Source organism: Sodalis sp. RH21, assembly GCF_047324175.1.
Classification (GTDB): domain Bacteria; phylum Pseudomonadota; class Gammaproteobacteria; order Enterobacterales; family Enterobacteriaceae; genus Acerihabitans.
In genome coordinates, this window is sequence record NZ_CP178732.1 from 829,271 (window position 1) to 850,627 (window position 21,357).

The 21,357-nt window shown below is 51.1% G+C and carries 16 protein-coding genes; 7 read left to right on the plus strand and 9 right to left on the minus strand.

The window, feature by feature from the left end; genetic code table 11:
• Positions 1 to 6 precede the first annotated feature (6 nt).
• On the plus strand, positions 7 to 966 hold the full coding sequence (gene accA / locus ACL2XP_RS03840; RefSeq protein ID WP_413737245.1) for an acetyl-CoA carboxylase carboxyl transferase subunit alpha: 960 nt from the start codon (positions 7 to 9) through the stop codon (positions 964 to 966).
• 202 nt (positions 967 to 1,168) lie between these two features.
• Complete coding sequence (locus ACL2XP_RS03845) at positions 1,169 to 3,322, plus strand: lysine decarboxylase LdcC (protein ID WP_413737246.1); 2,154 nt, start codon at positions 1,169 to 1,171, stop codon at positions 3,320 to 3,322.
• A gap of 42 nt (positions 3,323 to 3,364) precedes the next feature.
• Here ACL2XP_RS03845 and ACL2XP_RS03850 read toward each other — a convergent pair whose 3' ends face one another.
• Complete coding sequence (locus ACL2XP_RS03850) at positions 3,365 to 3,712, minus strand: hypothetical protein (RefSeq protein ID WP_413737247.1); 348 nt, start codon at positions 3,710 to 3,712, stop codon at positions 3,365 to 3,367.
• A gap of 7 nt (positions 3,713 to 3,719) precedes the next feature.
• On the minus strand, positions 3,720 to 5,384 hold the full coding sequence (locus ACL2XP_RS03855) for an inositol phosphate phosphatase SopB (protein ID WP_413737248.1): 1,665 nt from the start codon (positions 5,382 to 5,384) through the stop codon (positions 3,720 to 3,722).
• A 247-nt stretch (positions 5,385 to 5,631) separates the two neighbouring features.
• On the opposite strand from ACL2XP_RS03855, the gene ACL2XP_RS03860 reads away from it, so the two are divergent.
• Positions 5,632 to 6,021, plus strand: a complete 390-nt coding sequence (locus ACL2XP_RS03860) for a VOC family protein (RefSeq protein ID WP_413737249.1) — start codon at positions 5,632 to 5,634, stop codon at positions 6,019 to 6,021.
• A 52-nt stretch (positions 6,022 to 6,073) separates the two neighbouring features.
• Positions 6,074 to 7,453 (plus strand): tRNA lysidine(34) synthetase TilS, encoded by a 1,380-nt coding sequence (tilS, locus tag ACL2XP_RS03865; RefSeq protein ID WP_413737250.1) that lies wholly within the window; start codon positions 6,074 to 6,076, stop codon positions 7,451 to 7,453.
• A 104-nt stretch (positions 7,454 to 7,557) separates the two neighbouring features.
• Here the strand turns inward: tilS and rof are convergent, their stop codons facing one another.
• Positions 7,558 to 7,815, minus strand: a complete 258-nt coding sequence (gene rof, locus ACL2XP_RS03870; protein WP_413737251.1) for a Rho-binding antiterminator — start codon at positions 7,813 to 7,815, stop codon at positions 7,558 to 7,560.
• Positions 7,816 to 8,073: 258 nt separating this feature from the next.
• On the opposite strand from rof, the gene ACL2XP_RS03875 reads away from it, so the two are divergent.
• Together ACL2XP_RS03875 and ACL2XP_RS03880 are read left to right on the plus strand one after the other, a co-directional pair.
• Positions 8,074 to 8,622, plus strand: a complete 549-nt coding sequence (locus ACL2XP_RS03875; protein ID WP_413737252.1) for a YaeQ family protein — start codon at positions 8,074 to 8,076, stop codon at positions 8,620 to 8,622.
• A gap of 324 nt (positions 8,623 to 8,946) precedes the next feature.
• A complete protein-coding gene (locus tag ACL2XP_RS03880; protein WP_413737253.1) occupies positions 8,947 to 14,571 on the plus strand; it encodes a hypothetical protein in 5,625 nt (1,874 codons plus the stop codon).
• 49 nt (positions 14,572 to 14,620) lie between these two features.
• Here ACL2XP_RS03880 and proS read toward each other — a convergent pair whose 3' ends face one another.
• The 6 genes from proS to metN all read right to left on the minus strand — a co-directional run bounded on the left by proS (position 14,621) and on the right by metN (position 20,331).
• The gene (gene proS, locus ACL2XP_RS03885; protein WP_413737254.1) at positions 14,621 to 16,357 is read right to left on the minus strand and encodes a proline--tRNA ligase; all 1,737 of its coding nucleotides are present in this window, start codon (positions 16,355 to 16,357) and stop codon (positions 14,621 to 14,623) included.
• Positions 16,358 to 16,475: 118 nt separating this feature from the next.
• On the minus strand, positions 16,476 to 17,219 hold the full coding sequence (gene tsaA / locus ACL2XP_RS03890) for a tRNA (N6-threonylcarbamoyladenosine(37)-N6)-methyltransferase TrmO (RefSeq protein WP_413737255.1): 744 nt from the start codon (positions 17,217 to 17,219) through the stop codon (positions 16,476 to 16,478).
• Positions 17,216 to 17,626, minus strand: coding sequence for an Rcs stress response system protein RcsF (gene rcsF / locus ACL2XP_RS03895; RefSeq protein ID WP_413737256.1), 411 nt, complete (start codon positions 17,624 to 17,626; stop codon positions 17,216 to 17,218). Before rcsF ends, tsaA begins: the two co-directional genes overlap by 4 nt.
• Positions 17,627 to 17,743: 117 nt before the next feature.
• Positions 17,744 to 18,559, minus strand: a complete 816-nt coding sequence (locus tag ACL2XP_RS03900) for a MetQ/NlpA family lipoprotein (protein ID WP_413737257.1) — start codon at positions 18,557 to 18,559, stop codon at positions 17,744 to 17,746.
• 94 nt (positions 18,560 to 18,653) lie between these two features.
• Positions 18,654 to 19,307 (minus strand): methionine ABC transporter permease MetI, encoded by a 654-nt coding sequence (locus ACL2XP_RS03905; protein WP_413737258.1) that lies wholly within the window; start codon positions 19,305 to 19,307, stop codon positions 18,654 to 18,656.
• Complete coding sequence (gene metN / locus ACL2XP_RS03910) at positions 19,300 to 20,331, minus strand: methionine ABC transporter ATP-binding protein MetN (RefSeq protein WP_413737259.1); 1,032 nt, start codon at positions 20,329 to 20,331, stop codon at positions 19,300 to 19,302. The genes ACL2XP_RS03905 and metN overlap by 8 nt, the downstream gene beginning before the upstream one ends.
• Positions 20,332 to 20,519: 188 nt before the next feature.
• On the opposite strand from metN, the gene gmhB reads away from it, so the two are divergent.
• Entirely contained in the window at positions 20,520 to 21,089 is a 570-nt protein-coding gene (gmhB, locus tag ACL2XP_RS03915) for a D-glycero-beta-D-manno-heptose 1,7-bisphosphate 7-phosphatase (protein WP_413737260.1), read from the plus strand.
• Positions 21,090 to 21,357 lie beyond the last annotated feature (268 nt).

Genomic DNA, 21,357 nt, shown 5'->3' on the forward strand with positions numbered 1-21,357 from the left:
AATACTATGAGTCTGAATTTTCTTGATTTTGAACAGCCGATTGCAGAGCTGGAAGCGAAAATTGACTCGCTGACCGCAGTCAGCCGTCAAGACGAAAAATTAGATATTAATCTGGATGAAGAGGTGCAGCGGCTGCGCGAAAAAAGCGTAGAGCTGACCCGTAAGATTTTCTCCGATTTAGGCGCCTGGCAGATTGCCCAGTTGGCCCGTCATCCCCGCCGGCCCTATACGCTGGATTATATCCAGCATATTTTCACCGACTTTGATGAACAGGCCGGCGATCGCGCCTATGCCGACGATAAGGCGATTGTCGGCGGCACGGCGCGGCTGGACGGCCGGCCGGTGATGATTATCGGCCATCAGAAAGGCCGGGAAACCAAGGAAAAGATTCGCCGTAACTTCGGTATGCCGGCGCCGGAAGGCTACCGCAAAGCCCTGCGCCTGATGGAAATGGCCGACCGGTTCAACCTGCCGCTGCTGACCTTTATCGATACGCCGGGAGCCTATCCCGGCGTGGGCGCCGAAGAGCGCGGCCAGTCGGAAGCCATCGCCCATAACCTGCGCGAAATGCCCGGCCTGCGTATCCCGGTGATATGCACCGTTATCGGTGAAGGCGGTTCGGGCGGCGCCCTGGCCATTGGCGTGGGCGATAAGGTCAATATGATGCAATACAGCACCTATTCGGTTATTTCCCCCGAAGGCTGTGCGTCCATCCTGTGGAAAAGCGCCGATAAAGCGCCGATTGCCGCGGAAGCCATGGGCATCATCGCACCGCGCTTAAAAGAGCTGGAGCTGATCGACAGCATTATCCCCGAACCTTTGGGGGGAGCCCATCGCGATGTCACGGCGGTGGCGGCGTCGTTAAAAGCGCAATTGCTGTCGGATCTCGGCGATCTGGATAAATTCAGTGAAGAAGAGCTGCTCAACCGCCGCTATCAGCGGCTGATGAATTACGGCTACTGCTGATCCCGCGGTTCTCTTCCAGTCTTAACCACACCCCGCCGGCGTTGCGTCGGCGGGGTGTTTTTTTATGGGCCCGCCCCGGCCCGATGAGTTTGCCCGCTATGGGGCACATGCAATTGCGCAATGTCATCTATGCTTAATTGTTACGGATTTTACTGTCACGGTTTTCCAGGCGGAACAGCCCAAGGATAAAAGGACCGGCTGAATGAACATTATTGCAATTTTGACTCCTGAACGGGTTTTTTACAAAAATGAACCGATCCGGGAGCTGGATGAGGCGCTGAAAGCGCAAGGCTTTCAATTAGTCTATCCCACCAGCAGCGGCGATTTGCTCAAACTGATTGAACAAAACCCCCGCATTTGCGGCGTGATTTTCGATTGGGATCAATACAGTATGGATCTGTGTATCGATATCAACGAACTGAACGAATACCTGCCGCTGTACGCGTTTATCAATACCCACTCATCGCTGGATGTCAGCCTGAATGAAATGCGCATGGTGCTGTACTTTTTCGAGTATGGCCTGGGCGTGGCCGAGGATATCAGTATTCGTATCCGGCAATATACCGACGAATACATCGATAATATTATCCCGCCCTTTACCAAAGCGTTATTCAATTATGTGAAAGAAGGCAAATACACTTTTTGCACTCCGGGCCACATGGCCGGCACCGCCTACCAGAAAAGCCCGGTGGGCAGCCTGTTTTACGATTTTTTCGGCGCCAATACCCTGAAGGCGGACGTCTCGATCTCGGTGACCGAACTGGGATCGCTGCTCGATCATTCCGGTCCGCACCTGGAGGCGGAAGAGTTTATCGCCCGCATCTTCGGCGCGGAGCAAAGTTATATGGTGACCAACGGCACGTCCACCGCCAATAAAATGGTGGGGATGTATGCCGCTCCGTCCGGCAGCACGGTGCTTATCGATCGCAACTGCCACAAATCGCTGACCCATTTATTGATGATGAGCGATATCGTGCCCATTTATCTGTGCCCGATACGCAATGCCTACGGCATTTTGGGCGGCATACCCAAGCGTGAGTTCACCCGCGAAAGCATCGCGTTAAAGGTGGCGCAAACCCCGCGCGCCACCTGGCCGGTGCATGCGGTTATCACCAACTCCACCTATGACGGCTTGCTGTACAACACGCAATACATCAAAGAAACGCTGGATGTGCCTTCCATTCACTTTGACTCCGCCTGGGTGCCTTATACCAATTTCCATCCGATTTACCGGGGTAAAAGCGGCATGAGCGGCGAGCGCATTCCGGGGAAGGTCATCTTTGAAACCCAGTCCACCCATAAGCTGCTGGCGGCATTTTCCCAGGCTTCGTTGATCCATATTAAAGGCGATTATGACGAACGCACCTTTAATGAAGCCTATATGATGCACACCACCACCTCGCCGAATTACGGCATCGTGGCGTCAATCGAAACCGCGGCGGCGATGGTGCGTGGCAAACCCGGCCGCCGGCTGATTTTGCGCTCCATCGAACGGGCGCTGCATTTTCGTAAAGAGGTGCAGCGCCTGCGCCAGGAATCCGAAGGCTGGTTTTTTGATATCTGGCAGCCTGAAATTATCGAAGAGGCGGTCTGCTGGCCCATTGAGCCGGGGGCGCCGTGGCATGGGTTTAACAATGCCGATGCCGATCATATGTATCTCGACCCGATCAAAGTCACCATCCTTACGCCGGGCATGGATGAGTTCGGCACCATGGCGGACGAAGGCATCCCGGCGGCGCTGGTGGCCAAGTTCCTCGATGAACGGGGCGTGGTGGTGGAAAAGACCGGCCCCTACAACCTGCTGTTCCTGTTTAGCATCGGTATCGACAAGACCAAGGCCATGAGCCTGCTGCGCGGGCTGACCGAATTCAAACGTTCCTATGACCTGAATTTGCGCGTCCGGAATATGCTGCCGGATTTGTATGCGGCAGACCCCGACTTTTACCGCAATATGCGTATCCAGGATCTGGCCCAGGGTATTCATCGCCTGATTCGGCAACACCGCTTGCCGCATCTGATGCTTAGCGCCTTCGACGTGCTGCCGGAAATGAAAATGACCCCCCATGCCGCATTCCAGCAGCAGGTGCGCGGTAATGTGGAAACGGTGGAACTGCCGGAGATGATCGGCCGCATCTCCGCCAATATGCTATTGCCTTATCCCCCCGGCGTGCCGGTGGTGATGCCGGGCGAGATGATTACCGAGCAGAGCCGATCGGTGCTGGATTTCCTGATCATGCTTTGCACCATCGGCATTCATTATCCTGGATTTGAAACCGACATCCACGGCGCCCAGCTGACCGAGGACGGACGCTACCTGGTGCGGGTCTTGAAAACCGATACCGCCGCCGGTAATTAATCGTCCGCCGCGCGCCGTCGACTCCGGCCGGGAAGCCGCATGTTACTCCGGCCGGACATGACCAAACGCCTCGCGGGCGGCGGCGATCTCATAAAGGTAAAAATTGAATTTATGCACCATATCTTCAAAGCTCTCTTCCGGACATAACGTGAGCTTAGCCAGGATAATCCCCTCCGCCGCGCAGTAGTTTATTTCGCTGCGGCAATTAAGGGACAGCAGTTCCAGCAGGTCCATTTGGTCGGTAGGCACCGGAAAACAGGGGCAGAGCAGGGTGATTTTATCGCCCGCTTCCCCTAAAAATACCAGGGTGTTGGTATCCATGCGCACGACATTATCTTCATCGGGCATAATCGCGAACCGGTCGTATAACACTTGCAAAAATCTCTCCATGGGTCACCTATACGTAGTCCGACAGCCCTTTCGCCGCCGTTGCCACGGCCTTATCGCCGATGCGGTCATGCAATGTCAGCCCGCCGATCAGCGTTTGCGCGAGTTTATTATTCTTCAAACTTTTATTACCCGGGACGCCGGTATTGTATTGCTGAATAGCTAAATTGCCGCTATTGAGCATTACCGCCTGCATCAGCGCCTGCCCCTGTTTATCCAGGAGGCCGATATCGCCGGTCCGCCCCTGTAAGAAATGCGCCGCCGCCTCGCGTTTGATTTCAGCATCCATCATCCCGGTGCGATCTTTGCCGCTCTTGCAATTCCAGCAGGGGACGATGCCGATCTCATGGGATAACAGCGCCACGCGCATGGCGGCTTTGTAGGGTTCACCGCCGTCGGCGTGATGGGATTTGTTCGTCCATATGGCCTTCAGCTGCGTAGCCAGGGCTTCCACGCGGGCGGCGTTTGCCGGACGGGCGGCCAGATATTTCCCCACCCATCCCCCCGGCGGCGCGGCGGGGGAGAGATCCGGGCCCAGCAATTTGATCAACGCCGGCAGATTAAATTTATCCGCCTGCTGATGTCCCAGCTTTAACAAACCCAGGGCAAGTTCATTTACCCCGAAATTAAAGGCGGCGATATCGGCGCGCACCGTTACCGGCACCAGCTTCCCCTGGTGGTTGCGGATGTCAAGCACCACCGGGCCGGCATTGAGCGTGTTCCAGGCCGACATTTGATCGTCCAACTGGGATTTTTCGGTATGGACGCCCAGATTAACCGGCGTGAGCAAACTGGCGGAGGTCAAATGCAGCGCCACGGTATGACCGGCCAGCCCCTGCGCCATTTTTTCAGGGTGCAAGAGTAATGCCGCGCTCAGCACTTCTTTAGCCCGGTTTAACGCCCCCTGGGTACGTTCCTGGCTGTTGGCCTCCAGATCGTAGGGGCTAAGCACCCCATGGCGAATGCCCGCAAACAAGGTGCGCCGCAGGCCGCCGTCCGCGACGGTATAGCGTGACATCCAGAGGTTGACCGCATGCCGGGTTTCCGTGCTGGACTTGCTGCTGATTCCCCGATCGCGGTAGCTGGTGGCGAAGATATCGTTATCGCTTAATTTTAACTGGCCGGCGGGCACTAACTCGCTGGTGAAATTCTTGCCGGCATGCGTAAAGGATGCCTGAACGGTTTTCCATTCGGCATTATTCAAAATGGCTTTGCTGTAACTGGCTAGGGTATTTTTTGCTTCGCGTTTGGCCGCCTTTCTATCGCAGCCGTATTGTTCTTGCAGGCAATATCCCAACGTGTCCGTTATCTCTTTTTTTAGCGCCAGCATGGCCATGATATCGTGGTCTGTGGTTGGGGCGGCATCATCATTGCAGGCCGGTTCATTATCCAGCAGGGACTGAAATCTTCTGGCCTCACGCAATCGTCCTATATTCCCCAATGCCTTGATGCCGACGGTCAAATCCATTTTTCGCAATGCCAATATGTGATTGCGGGAAGACGGGGCCGAATGGTGATGAGCCCGGATTTTCACGGGCGCAGCGTTGCGGGGCAAGCGTAATTGCGCCAGTACCCCGCCGACAATTGCCGACTGATGATAGACCGCGGCCGGCGCTGCCGTATGGGGAGCCAACAAAGTCAACGGGTGAAATAGCGAGCTTAGTTTAATTGCCATCTGGTCAGTTTCCTCCCGGAGTGTTATTCCTTGCGACCCCAATGAATTGCGCCGGATATAAATTAAGCCGATGCTAAAACATCGTTTTTTTAAATTCCAGACAATACGCGGGCCATGAGCGTTTTATGCATCTTTCCGGCGCCGGGGGGTGGATTCAGTAATGGGCGTCCATGCCGGCTCAATTCCGGTTGACGCGCAGGGCCGGTAATGAGTACCGTGCAAGGATGAATTAAGAAGGGAAATATCGATGCTTAAGCTAAAACAGATTCATCATATTGCGATTATCGCCACGGATTACCAGCGGAGTAAGCAATTTTACTGCGGCGTGCTGGGGTTTACCCTGCTGGGGGAAGTGTTTCGCGCCGAGCGCGATTCCTGGAAAGGGGATTTGGCCTTGAATGGCGCTTATGTTATTGAGTTATTTACTTTTCCCGACGCCCCGGCCCGCGTCAGCCGTCCGGAGGCTTGCGGATTGCGTCATCTGGCCTTTTGCGTTGACGATGTCGCTTTGGCCATCAGCGCATTGGCAAACGACGGCGTGGCCTGCGAGGCGATCCGTCTCGACCCCATCACCGGTAAACGCTTTACCTTTTTTGCCGATCCCGACGGCCTGCCGCTGGAACTGTATGAAGCATAACGATGGCGCGCATTCCCGGGACCCGGACCGTTCACCGCCGCGGGAACCGGATATGGCCCCCCCAGTCGTCCATGGCGGCGCTATCGCCGATAGGGTTTGCCATGAGGTGGCATTACGTCTGGCGCGGCGTAGAAGGGTGCTGGTGGCCTTTAGCGGCGGGCTGGATTCAACGGTGCTGCTTGATGCCCTGGTTAGCCTGCGCAGCCGCCAAATCCCGGATCTGACGTTGCGCGCGATTTATATTCATCACGGCCTGAGCGTCCACGCCGACGAATGGGACGCCCATTGCCGCTCGCAATGCCGGATGCGCCGGGTGGACTACCTCGGGGTAAAGGTACGGCCGGACCCCGCAGGCGGCGGTATCGAAGCCGCGGCGCGCGCGGCGCGTTATCAGGCCCTGCAGCAGGCTCTGCTGCCGGAGGAGACCTTGCTTACCGCCCAGCATCTCGACGATCAAAGCGAAACCCTGTTGCTGGCGTTAAAGCGGGGCAGCGGTCCGGCGGGGTTATCCGCCATGGCCGTTTCGTCGCCCTTTGGCCGATACGAATTGCTGCGTCCCATGCTGGCGCTGAGCCGCGGTCAATTGTCGGCGTATGCGCAAAGCCGGGGGTTGCGCTGGATCGAGGATGAGAGCAATCAGGACGATCGGTTCGATCGCAACTTTCTGCGTTTGCGCATTCTGCCCGTGCTTAACCGGCGCTGGCCTCATTTTAGCCAGGCGGCGGCGCGCAGCGCGCAGCTGTGCGCCGAGCAGGAAGCGCTATTGGATGAATTGCTCGGCGAAAGCCTGGCGCAGCTAATCATGCCGGATAACTCCTTGAACCTGCCGCCGATGATGGAAATGGGCGCGGCGCGGCGCGGCGCGCTGTTACGCCGCTGGCTGGCCGCGGCGGGGGTGCTGATGCCGTCCAGGGATGGGCTTGAGCGAATCTGGCAGGAAGCGGCGCTGAGCCGGCGGGACGCCGACCCGCAAATGCAATTGGGCGACCGGCAGATAAGACGGTTCCAGCAGCGGCTGTTTATCCTGCCGCGGCGATTGCCGTCGTTAAAAGGAGTGGTGATTCCATGGCCTGATTGCGGAAAACCGCTGGCATTGCCCGACGGCCTGGGGGCGCTGTGCGTGGCCCACGGCGGCCAGGAGGTGCGCGCGCCCACGACCGCCGAGCGGGTTAGCGTGCGGTTTAGCGCCGGCGGGGTGCAGCATATCGTCGGGCGCCAGCGCGGACGGGCGATGAAAAAAATATGGCAGGAACTGGGTATTGCGCCGTGGCAACGGGAGCGCACGCCGTTGCTTTACTACGATGAGCGGTTGATTATGGCGCCAGGGCTTTTTGTCGCGCGGGAGGGGCAGGTCAGGGAAGGGGAGGCGGCCTGGTCTATCTTATGGGTGCCGCAACGGGAGGGGGCCGCAGAAGATGCCGCAGGCCGGTGATGACGGGCAGTGACGTTACTGCCCGCCAGAAAAACGAAAGGTTGCGGTGATTATGAGCTTGCCGCCATTCGTCTTCGCATTGGCTGACGGCTATTCACGTATCACTATTCGCTAACGACGACGGTACCAAGTTCAGGATGGGCGAAACTGGCAATATGGTCCAGCCGCAATTCGTGTCCGTTGCCTGACTCGTCGATAACCAGATACTCCACATGCTTCCTTGAGATCATATCGCGCGCCACGCCGGTGACGGTGTCTCCATTCTTAAGCGTCAATGTGAGTACCCAATGGCGCTGACAGGCGAGCTCAAGATTATCGTAATCATCGCAATTAATGGGTTGATATTCTTCATTTGTTAACATAATTGCTCACCTACACGTTACGGCGGTAATACCGCCTGTTCCCTGAGGGAGGGCAAAAGCGCTCTTTGGCCGCCGCTTGCCCCGCCAACATCGTTCAACAGTATTTCCTCAACAGACTATAGCACAGAGCACCCTTTTCTCAGGAATTAATGGTCCAGGTATTAATAGCAACTTACCACATGCATTTTGTCACTTTCCTGGCTGCCGACCGGGATTGTCGGGTACACTGCGTGCCAAAACATACCGCATGGATAAATCATGGCGTTGAAAGCAACTGTGCATAAAGCGGCGGTCAATATCGCCGATATGGATCGGAATTATTTTTCCGATGTCAATCTGGTACTGGCGCAGCATCCGTCCGAAACCCCGCAGCGTATGATGCTGCGGCTACTGGCCTGGATTCGCCACGCCGACGACCGGCTGGAGTTTACCCGCGGAATCAGCGCGGAAGATGAGCCGGCCCTGTGGTTGCGCAACGACCACGGCGAGCCGGAATTATGGATTGAACTCGGCTTGCCTGACGAAAAAAGGCTGCGCAAAGCCTGCCATTTGGCGAGCCAGGTGGTGCTATATGCCTATAACGAACGCGCGGCGCGGGTGTGGTGGCAGCAGGCCGAACCCAATCTATCCCAGCATGATAATCTCACCGTGCTGTTCGTCGACGATGCGCAGATGGCGCAGCTCGCCGCCCTGGCCCGGCGCAATATGTCTTTGCAGGCCACATTGCAGGACGGATTAATCTGGTTTTCCGACCAGCAAACTAATTTGGAATTTAAATTGCAAGAATGGAAAAAAATCGAGCAATAAATATTATCAAAAGCTGCCTGGCATCGGCAGCGCCTGGCGGCTGCGGGTAAAACCGCGGTTTTTATCAAAGACAATATTTTCCCTGGCCATTGCTATTTTTCACTACATAATCCTCTCCGTGATTTTCAAATTACCATTTTTCTAGTGTATAACTCTTTATAATAAAATAATGATTTACTTAATATTTGTTGACGGAAGAAATGTCTATGGATATGTTTTATTGATGATGTAAATATATACTAATGCGTTCGAAATTTTATGAAAAAAATAATTATTAATATTGGCTTGTCGCCCTCAATTTTTGTCTGAAAAGGAATGAAACCCATGCAAGTAGAAGAAAAAACATCGCCATTAATATATAATCTCATTAATGAAAAAAAATTAAATAATTCTACGTTGATAAATTGTGTGAGTAATATAAGAAATTTGCCTGAGACGTCTGACGATAATCATAACGTCCACAGGCTCAGCCCTGAAAATAATATAATTGATATTGACGGGTCCGATGAGGAAACACAGAGTGATCAATATTATATTTCTGATGACTCTAGAGCATCGACTAATAAAAAGGGGTGGGGATGGTGCTCTAAATTAGCCGCATTACTGGGATGTATAATCGGTGCCGGAACGCTGCGCTATTATGTCCGTTTTGGCCAACGCCTTCCTGGAGAAGCGGAATGGATTGCGGCTTTACCGCTGCGGGAGCAACAGGATGCCAGGGAATTAATTACCACAATCAATCAAAGCAATGCCTCTGTAGCGACCGAGTATGATCGCCGTAATGTTAGCCTTACCGAGGCTGCACTCAGATTATTTTCGACTTGGCGATTAACGCCGCAGGTATTATCAGGCGTTTTTCCTTATCCAGAATGTGCAAAAACAGAATTACAACGTCGATACTGGCATGATTTATTACAAAACAAATATGATCTTGTCCATCACCATGCCGTTTACGAAGGTTGGATGGAAGTTAATAACAGTTCTCCACCTGCTATGGATTCACCTGTGCCGCCAATTACCAATACCGATCGGGCACCATCCGATGAATCTGATGCCGAAAGAAACGATTGGCTGCATACGGTGGGTACCTCCCGGGAGATCCCAAAGCTCGACCATAAATTCAGCGTCAATTTTATCGATAAAATAATACAGGAACGTCTGGGTAGGATTTTTTCTATTACCCCGACGGTTAAGGAATTGGAGCGATGCATAGCAGTAAAATTAAATTATGAAATTGCATTTAATAACGGAGCAGAGTCTTTTACAGAAACAAAATATGGCAATTTCAGTCTGCGCGATATTTTACTTAGAAGTTATATGGAAAAAAACAATAACCCTTATGAAGGGAGGGCTAGTGAACGGACTTTGAATGAAATAAAATTTCTTAATCCGCAAGGGAAATCCCGGTTATCCTATCTTGAATTTATAGCAAATAACGAAATTATTACGCTTAAAGACGAATTAGAACATGCGTTAAACTATTTTAGCAACAACCAAGATATTGAAGATGCTTATATAAAAATGGCCAAAAACCGGCTGTTAATCGCCTTATTCCCCATTTTTGCTCATGAGGAAAACGAAGGCGTATCGCAGATAGTCAGACGATGGATCGATGGCGCTATTAACGAGAAATTAGTCGGCCTTGATACGCCCGATGGGGAAATAATCATACCAGATATCATCGCGCTGGTTGAACCGGTAGGGGGTCTATTGATTTCGCTGGTTACCGGGGCCGTTTATGCCTGGACGCCGGACGACGCAACCAGCAATTTGAAAAATTTTTTACACCAACATCTGTCGATCGAGCAACAAAAACAACTCGACGCCAGCGTTCTGGCTACCTCCGTTATACTGCGGGAATGTGTTTTTTCCCCCGCTATCAACTTTAAGATTTCTGATAACCTCTGGCAAACGTTAAAAAATCTAAATATTCAAAAATTACATAAACATATTAAAAATTATACGATAACCGAGCCTTCCGGCGATATGAAGGACCCGCATCATTTTGCGCAAGAGGCACTGATAACCGCCACTGTCGCGGTCTCGTTATTGGTATTTTTTGCTTCCGGCGGTTCGGCTGCGGGTTGCTCGGCTATCATGCTGACAAATGTGCTTGCCGGCGGGTTGAGCAGCGCGCTCTATGCTGATACCGCATTGCATGCCACTAACAAAAATGCGCGCAAGCAAGCATGGGACGCAGCTTTATTAGGCGTTATCATGACAGGCTTGGGAGCAGCAGCCGATATCTATAATATCGCCAAGTCGCTAAATTATAATGACTATAAAACGATGTTTACTACTGCAACGGCTATCAAGAATATTATAATAGCCAATGATGTCGGCAAACCGTTGGCATTAACCGCAGCGCAGTTCATCAAGGCTGATACCCGTCAGCGCATGGTTTTACTGATTGAAAGCTTGTTGCGCAATGCCCAATCTCATACGAATATACTTGGTGATAATAACATTGCCGCCATGCTGAAAATAATGAAAATTGCTAAGCATTTAAATGCTAAATATTATGGGTTAATTAATGAACCTATTAACGTTAATTCTTTATTCAAGGCAGTGAGGACAATTGACGATCGCCATTCTTTATCCATGATATCCGCTGGCTATAATGTTGCTATTACAGACAGCAAAAAAGAAAGAATTAAATTATTATTGCTTAGTTTGGGAGAAGGAAAATTCGCCGGCTTTGATTTGCATGATATCACTAAACCAGCGGCGCAAGGTCCACAATGGCAACAGATTGAAAAAAATGATTTTATATTTTCTGGTAAAAAACTGACGCTACGCAACGGCGAGACGGCAATAGTTATTATTGAGGATGACCGAACCGCGTTAGTTCAACAAAGCAGACATGATATCGCTGCTTTACCGGAAAAACTTGTCACAAAATTTCGTCGGTATTGTAATGGTTTTCAATTTGATCATAATACCCATGAAATATTAGGGCTAATGTTTTCTTTTGCGAAAAAACATGATTTTGAAGAAATAAAATATCGGGTGTTATTTATCTGGAGCGATCGCTTTGACAATATCGAGCAGCGTCACTACTTATTGGCTGCTAAAAGAAAAGGTATCTCCTTTGTTCTTGATTCGGTGCCTGAGAATATTAACTATCTAAATTTGCCAGATATGCTTGATGCGAATATACTACCAGAAATTGACTGGACTGCGGGTTTTGAACAATCCGGTACGAGCGCATTAATTACCTATAAAGATTTTGAGGAAGAAGCGGCAGCCACTAACTACCATCGGGTTACCGATCTACAAAATGCAGATGAGCAAATATTATTTTCTCCAGATGAAATTAGCCAATGGCAAGCGCCTGAATTAATGTCCGATGTTATTTATTCCCAACTTGCGCTAAATTATATTGAAACTCGCAAGCAAGTTTTTCTTTTAAAAACCGTACGTGCCGCAATTCTTGACGATCATTCATCGATTTCGAGTTATGAGTTTATATTGAAAATATTAACTAAGACCGGTACCCTTACGCAGAATCAAACTGATTTGTTAATGTCAAAATTTATGGAGGAGCCCCTATCACTACCATCGTTTTTTTCACTAAACCCTAAACCGATATCGTCCCTTAATGATTTTCTTCGAGTCAGCCCGGGGAAAATAGTTTATTTAAAATGTCGGGAAAATCCCGCGATATCCCATATTGTCATTAGCATAGGTAACGGCAGGTTTGCTGGGATGGGCCATGGAATTGTTAATGGTGCATTAGGGAATGAAAAACGAATTGTCATGGCGGAACAATTAGGAAAAATCAGCGATGGAATTTTTTATTCATATGAAACAGAACTGACGTATACTGCTAATATCGCTCATCCATTTGGCGTGGAAACCGAGGAAAAAACGTTGTATGAGATCGCTATCGATACCGATGAGCACGCGATCGACTATCAAAGCCCTGCCCGTTTTGTTATGGAACTGCTGGTCAACGCAAATAAAATAGTTCCTCAGCAAGCTTATGCGTTGGAAAGATTGATAATCTTAACATTCGGTAATCTCGACGGCAACAGGATTTCATTGACCAAATTAGGCAAGTTGCTAGCAAATAGTAGGTATATCAGCTCTACCAGCGAACTTGAATCAATAGCTGAAGGAAATTTAGTGATATTTTATGGCGAAAATAAAGATTTTCATATTTTGCTTAGCTTGGGAAATAAACGGTTTGCAGGAGTGAATAATCATTTTCTGAACAAAGAAATTCCTCCCAACCAGCTTATTATAACATCGAGACAAGTCGGTGAAATTGTCGATGGTAAGATGCTTAACAACAATATTTTTTCGTCGATAATAACGGGTGATGTCAATGTGGAGAAAACCAGAATTTCAGCATTGTTGGGACCAGATAGCCGTTTAAGCTATGTTGAGCTTGGCCCAAGCCGTTTTTCATTAGAAATAAAAGCGCACGGGGCCGCGGCCAGCATTAATCATTACGACGCGATTGAATTATCGGATATTATTGATGGTTTCAATTTATATTTGCATCCTGGCAAGACTATTGAGCATATTGATCTTATTTCATGTTATGGGGGGTTTGGCGGCAGGCGTTCATCAGCGCAGATTATTGCGGACCGTTTAGGCGCTACGGTTGAGGGTTACAAAGGTATAGTCATGGATAATAAATCCATGAGACGCGGTAAAGGGATTGAGTTTAAGCCCCATAGCAATTATGGCTGGCAAAGAAGAAAAGAAAATGAAAGATGGCATATGCGCATACATGAATTTACCGAAATTTTCCTTGGTTTATGGGAAAAATCATTCCAAACACATCGCGGCAGAGCAATTTCGGATGAACAGCCTTTTAGCCTAATCATCATAGATATCATGCATTTACTTAAAAATAATATAAAACAAGGCACATTTATACTACGCTACCCTGGCCTGGTCTCGGTGGATACGTTGTCTCAAGCGATTTTAATCCTTGAAAACGATAAAGCCGCTGAAAATGTCATTACAGCCTTATTAAGTATTATTTATGATAATGAACAGATTACTGGCATTATCGATGCTTATATGCTGCTAAAGAAACAAAAAGAGCATTCATTAGGAATGACGGTATTAAATAGTTATGAAATGTGTAAATCTTTTTCATTGGGAAAATTTATGCATCCCCTTGAACGCTATAAAAAACTGACTCCCATAATTTCTTATTCTGATATTAATCCAGGTAGTAATATATATATCTGTTATGACGGCGGGCGGAAAAACTTATTCCGTGAGTCTATATTGCGCATAAATGATAAATGTAACCATCATGAGCAATGGCCGATGGCTTTGGCGAATTTCATTAGTGGTTATAATCAATATCTGCCGATAGCGGCTGGTGTTATTGATGGGGAAGCGCTATCGGCAACAAAGAGCGCCATAGGTAATTTTTTTTATCTCAATCCACTTTTTGAAGCTGATTTCAGCATACAGATTACTCTCAGCGTGCATAATTCTTTAAGGCAGAATAATCCGTTATCAAAATATAAATTCCACAATGAAGCACAGACGAAATTAAGAAATGTCGATGCGCGCGATAGGCTTGATTTTCATGCTTTTGTGCTGCATGGTGATAAATTGGCCGTGAATGTTTCAAACATATTCGATTCTGGCAGCAATATTCATTCCAATCATGATGATTTCATTCGCCCGCGAAAACCCTTGGCCCAATATATACCAAGGATGCTGGTAACCATCATGGAAGAGGGAGAAAGAATAATATTATTGCAGCGTAACATCCCTGATTCTATCAAAGCCAACAATAGCGCAATGGCTTTTTTTATTGCTGGCGAAATCAACAGTTATACGTCCTTAATCAAGGTGGGGAATAAACAGGGCGATAGCATTACCCCCATCCACTCTGACAGGGATAATTATATCTACATCGATCCCGATTGCGTCGATACGAGTTGGGTAAGCATCAATTTTATTGGCGCTTAAGATAAAACGACCCGGACGGCTGATGCCGCCGGGCCGTTGACTACGGCGCTTAGCGGTGTGGGTTAAGCACGCTGTTAATTTCAGTTACCAGATAGTCCACGATATCCGTAATCTTAATCATCTGTTTTTCACCAATACGGCGGTTTTTATACTCAACCTCTTCGGCGTCCAGGTTGCGATCGCCGATAACAATGGTATGAGGGATACCGATTAGTTCCATATCGGCGAACATCACGCCGGGACGCTCCTTGCGATCGTCTAGCAGGACTTCGATGCCTTTGGCGCGCAGCGCGGCATAAATGCTTTCCGCCGCATCTTTTACCCGAAAAGACTTATGCATGTTCATCGGCAGAATGGCGACATTAAACGGAGCAATCGCCTCCGGCCAGAGGATGCCGCGCTCATCGTGATTCTGCTCGATGGCGGCCGCCACCACGCGACTCACCCCGATGCCGTAGCAGCCCATGGTCAGCGTCTGGTTCCGGCCGTCTTCGCCCTGGACCGTTGCTTTCATGGCGTCGGAGTATTTGGTGCCCAACTGGAAAATATGGCCCACTTCAATGCCACGTTTGATTTGCAACGTGCCTTTGCCGTCCGGGCTAATATCGCCTTCCACCACTTTTCGCAAATCGGCTACCTGTGCCAGCGGCAGATCCCGTAGCCAGTTAATGCCGAAATAGTGCTTGCCGTCGGTATTGGCGCCGGCGCCAAAATCGCTCATCACCGCCACGCTGCGATCAATCACCAGCGGCAACGGCAAATTAACAGGTCCCAGCGAACCCGGGCCGGCGCCTACGGCCGCGCGGATTTCTTGTTCGGTGGCAAACTCCAGCGGGCTGGCGACCTGCGGCAATTTTTCCGCTTTGACTTCGTTAAGCTGATGATCGCCGCGGACCAGCAGCGCGATCAGCCCGTGCCCGGCGTCTTTATCCCCGTGGACAATCAGGGTCTTGACCGTTTTTTCCACCGGCAGGTTAAATTGTTCCACCAGCTCGGCGATGGTTTTGGCGTTCGGCGTGTCCACCAGGCGCAGCGCCTGGGCCGGTTCGGCACGTTGCCCCGCCGGCGCCACGGCTTCCGCCAGTTCGATATTGGCCGCATAGTCCGAGTCGCTTGAGAAGACGATATCATCCTCACCGCTGCTGGCCAGCACCTGGAATTCATGGGACGCGTTGCCGCCGATGGAGCCGGTGTCCGCCTGTACCGCGCGGAAATTCAGGCCCATACGGCTGAAAATGGCACTATACGCCTGATACATGGCGTCATAGGTGGCCTGCAGGGATTCCTGGGTAGTATGGAAAGAGTAGGCGTCTTTCATCAGAAACTCGCGGGAACGCATTACGCCGAAACGCGGTCGCACTTCGTCGCGGAATTTGGTCTGGATTTGGAAAAAATTCAGCGGCAATTGTTTATAGGAGCTGATTTCGTTACGCACCAAATCGGTAATGACCTCTTCATGGGTCGGGCCAAGGACGAACGGACGTTCGCCACGATCCACAAAGCGCAGCAGTTCAGGACCGTACTGCTCCCAGCGTCCGCTCTCCTGCCACAAGTCAGCGGGCTGGACCACCGGCATGGAGACTTCGATGGCGCCGGCATTGTTCATCTCTTCGCGCACAATGGTTTCGACTTTGCGCAACACACGTAAACCGGTGGGCAGCCAGGTGTAAAGACCGGAGGCCAGCTTACGAATCATCCCGGCGCGCAGCATCAATTGATGACTGATGACTTCCGCGTCGGCGGGGGTCTCCTTAAGCGTGGAGAGCAGGTATTGACTAGTACGCATGATAGTTGGGTTCCACAAGAGCGGCTTGATGCCATAGGCTGCTTATCGGCAGCAACAAATTGAAAAGTGAATCAGTTTACCAGCGCAGGCGTGCGGCCAAAAGAGACACTATGGAAAATTAGCAAAAACGCCGGGTTGCGCCGGCATCGGTACCGTCGGCGTCATTGATGGCCAGTACTTCGGTCGCGATCGGCGTTACGCGCCAAATGACATTAAATTCCAATAATAACACCGCATAATTTCGCTCAGCGGCATCTTTGCGCCGGTACGCCGGACGGGGGTCCTGCGCCAGCACCTCGCTGATAAAACGCCGCAACTGGGGATAACGGGGGGCGAGGGCGGACAATCGTTGCTCCGCGGCCGCACAGAACGTTACCGCCATGCCGGCATCGGGGCCGTGCTGGGCAAACCCCGCCTGCGCGGAGGGAACGCTTTCCGCATAAGGCAGGTAAGGTTTGATATCCACCACCGGCGTACCGTCAACCAAATCCAGGCTGCCCAATTCCAGCGCGATATCCGCGCCGCTGATACGAATACCCCGCAGTTCCACCAGGGACATGCCGATGGGATTGGGGCGAAAAGTGGAGCGCGTGGCGAACACCCCGACGCGGCTATTGCCGCCAAGGCGCGGTGGCCGTACGGTTGGGCGCCAGCCTTGCGCCATGGTCTGGTGAAATACGAACAGCACCCAAATATGGCTGAACCCATCCAGGCCGCGCACCGCATCCGGCTGATTATAAGGCGGCAGCAGGCGCAGCTCGCCGATACCGTCCTGAACCAGCCCCGGCTGACGCGGTACGGCAAATTTTTCTTTATAAGGCGAACGAATCACGCCTATTTGCCGCAGTCCGTATTCGCTCATTGCGTAACTTTAAGCGCTGTACCCTGACAAACCGCCTGTTGATAACATCCGGCAACCGCCCTGACCATTTCACATTGGTGCAGCAGTACCGCATTACCTTTCATATGGGCGGCCCGCATCTGCATTTCCCTGCGCGCCGCGGCCAGGCTGGGCGGCGGATCTTGCAGGCTGACCTGGCAAGTGGAACCGGACACTTCGCCCAGATCGCGGAAAGGTTTGCCCACCAGTTCGTCGGCGGTTTTATACAATTTGGCCGGTAGCGGGCGCGTCGCGGTTTTTTGCGCTGCGGGCGCGTTTTTAAACGGTGATACCGGTGCGGTTTGGGTTGCCGTAGATGAAGGGGGCGTGTGCATCCATGAACATCCCGTCAGCGACAGGACCAAAATACACCCAGGTAAAGCACGCATACATTTTCCTCTGATTATTTTTATCTCACCGGCGCTATTGAATCAATCTACGACACAAATAACAAGACGGGCCGCAGCCCGTCTTAGCAAAAGCGCACTCAATTAAGTGATTAAATATTACCAGCCTTTAACCGCGCCGCCATTAAATACTTTATTGGCCGCATCGTTCACTTCGTCGGACTGATACGCCTGCACGAATTTTTTTACATTTTCCGCGTTTTTATTGTCTTCACGGGCCACGATCAGATTGACGTAGGGAGACTCTTTATCTTCGACGAATAAACCGTCTTTAGCCGGCGTCAGGCCAATCTGGCTGGCATAAGTGGTATTGATGATCGCGAGGGCGATTTGCTGGTCGTCGAGTGAACGCGGCAATTGCGGCGCTTCCAGCTCAACCAGCTTCAAGTTTTTCGGATTGCCCACCACGTCCAGTACGGTTGGCTGCAAGCCAACGCCGTCCTTGAGGGTAATCAAGCCGACTTTTTGCAGCAGCAGCAGCGAGCGGCCCAGGTTGGTGGGATCATTGGGCAGCGCCACCTGCGAGTCGGGTTTCAGCTCATCCAGGGATTTGATTTGTTTTGAATAACCGGCGATAGGATAAACAAAGGTGTTACCCACCGGGGTAAGCTTATAACCGCGATCTTTGATTTGCTGATCAAGATAGGGTTTGTGTTGAAACGCGTTGGCATCGATATCGCCTTTACTCAGCGCTTCATTGGGCAGTACATAATCATTAAAAGTGACCAGTTCGACATCCAGGCCGTATTTTTCTTTTGCCACTTTCTGCGCGACTTCTGCGACCTGCTGCTCCGCGCCAACGATCACGCCGACTTTGATGTGGTTCGGATCTTTTTCTTCCTGCCCGCAGCCTGCCAGTGCCAGGGTACCGATTAACGCACCGACGGCAGCCAGAGTTTTTATATTAGAAAACATGTCCCTTTCCTCTTTTTTAAAGTTGTTTTTAAACGTTGTTCCCTGAAGCGCCGATATGGCGGCTTCAACATTTATTCCCCCTTGGGGGCATTAACTATTTATGGGTTACGGCTTTTACGATTTTATCGCCACCGATCTGGATTAAAAACACCAAAATGACCAATAACGCCAATACAATATTCATTATGGTCGCATTATAGCCGATGTAGCCATACTGGATGCCGATCTGGCCCAGGCCGCCGGCGCCGACCGCGCCACCCATGGCTGAATATCCCACCAGGGTGATAAGGGTAATGGTCGCGGCATTGACCAGGCCGGGCAGCGCCTCCGGCAACAGAACTTTGCGGATAATCTGGAGCGGCGTGGCGCCCATGGCGCGCGAGGCTTCAATCAGACCGGCGGGGATTTCCAGCAGCGCGTTTTCCACCATCCGGGCAATAAACGGAGTGGCGCCAACGGTCAGCGGTACTATGGCCGCCTGCAGCCCGATTGATGTGCCGACAATCATTCGCGTGAAGGGAATCATCCAAACCAATAAAATAATGAAAGGAATGGAACGAAAAATATTCACCAGCGATGAGGTGATGCGGTAAGTCTTGCGGTTCTGGGCAATCTGCCCGGGCCGGCTGATATAAAGCAGTACGCCGATGGGCAGGCCCAGCACGAAGCCAAGGAAACCGGAAACGAAGGTCATCATCAATGTTTCCCAAATACCTTTGGCGAATAACGTGAACATGGCTTCAGACATAACCCAATACCTCCACCTTGACGTGCTGTTGTTGCAAAAAAGCAATGGCATCACGGGAATCTTGTTCGTCGCCGGCCATTTCCGCCAGCATGATGCCGAATTTGACCCCGCCAGCGTAATCCATTTGGGCACTGATAATATTGTTATTGACGTTGAAACGCCGGGCCGCCTCGGACAGCAGCGGCGCATCCACCGATTGACCGGTAAACTCCAATTGCAAGATGGGGATTTTGCCCGCCGAAGGCTCCGGCGTCATGCGCTGCAGATAATCCTCGGGGATATCGAGATGCAGGGTGGATTTAATAAATTGCTGCGCCAACGGGGTTTTCGGATGCGAGAACATTTCGCTGACGGTATCTTCTTCGATCAATTCGCCCTGGCTGATGATCGCCACCTGATCGCATATGCGTTTTACCACGTCCATCTCGTGGGTAATTAACAAAATGGTCAGGCCCAGCCGGCGGTTGATATCTTTCAATAATGCCAGGATCGAGCGGGTGGTGGCGGGATCGAGGGCGCTGGTGGCTTCGTCGCATAACAGCACCTTGGGATTGCTGGCCAGTGCGCGGGCAATGGCCACCCGCTGTTTCTGGCCGCCTGATAAATTGGCCGGGTAGGCATCTGCCTTATCCTCCAGCCCCACCAGGGTCAGCAATTCATTGACGCGCAGGGCGATATCAGCCTTTGATAAATTATCCAATTCCAGCGGCAGGGAAATATTGCCGGTAACGGTACGGGACGACAGCAAATTAAAATGCTGGAATATCATGCCGATTTGCCGGCGGGCGGTAATAAGTTGGCGCTCCGGCAGGTTGGTCAAATCCTGCCCGTCCACCAATACCGTGCCTTCGGTCGGTCGTTCCAGCAAGTTTACGCAGCGGATAAGCGTGCTTTTGCCCGCGCCCGAAGCGCCAATAACGCCATATATTTGGCCGGCGGCAACGTGCAGCGAGACATCCGACAGGGCATTGATGGTAATGGCACCCTGCGTATACTGCTTGGTGATATGAGAAAGTGTGATCATGCTTTTTTATTGTTACCGGTTACCTGTGGCGAGAATAAGGAGTACACGAGCGATACGCTGGGGTATCAATGGAGTGCGATGTTAGGGCGTCTAGACGTCTAAGTCAACCGAGTTCGTTTTTCTCCGTTTCTCTTCGCAAGACAAAACATGCGATACTGCACGCTGTTTACATTGTCAGGAGCCAATCAGTGGCACAGCCCGTTCCAGCTATATTTTTAGACCGTGATGGTACCATTAATGTCGATCATGGTTACGTTCATGAAATCGATGACTTTCAGTTTATTGATGGCGTAATTGACGCCATGCGTGAATTGAAGGCCATGGGATTCGCTTTGGTCGTAGTGACCAACCAGTCCGGCATCGCGCGGGGCAAGTTCACCGAAAAACAGTTTACGCAATTGACGGAGTGGATGGACTGGTCGTTAGCCGATCGCGAAGTGGAATTGGACGGCATCTATTTTTGTCCGCACCATCCAGAGGCGATAGACGATGAGTACCGCCAGGAATGCGATTGCCGCAAACCTAAACCCGGTATGCTGCTCGATGCGCAGCAATTCCTCAATATCGATATGGCCGCATCCTATATAGTAGGAGACAAAGCCGAAGATATGCTGGCGGGAAAAGCGGCAGGCGTCGGGATCAAAGTACTGGTGCGTACCGGCAAGCCGGTGGACGAAAACGCCGAAAGCCAGGCGGATTGGGTAATTGATAGCCTGGCCAAGCTACCGGATGCGATAAAACAGCATAAAACCGCATAGTAAAAGCGCGCAACGAATAATTATTAACCGGTCGATAAAAAAAAGCTGGTTTTTACTTGCCATTTCACAGTACCTCCCTATAATGCGCCTCCATCGACCGGGACTGTGAGCAACATCGCAGCGCCAGGAAACGAGTCAGAACGCGGGCCTAAAGGGCTTGACACTGAAAGAGGAAAGCGTAATATACGCCACCTCGCGCCAGACTGATTATAGCGGCGCACTGCTCTTTAACAATTTATCAGACAATCTGTGTGGGCACTCACAAGAC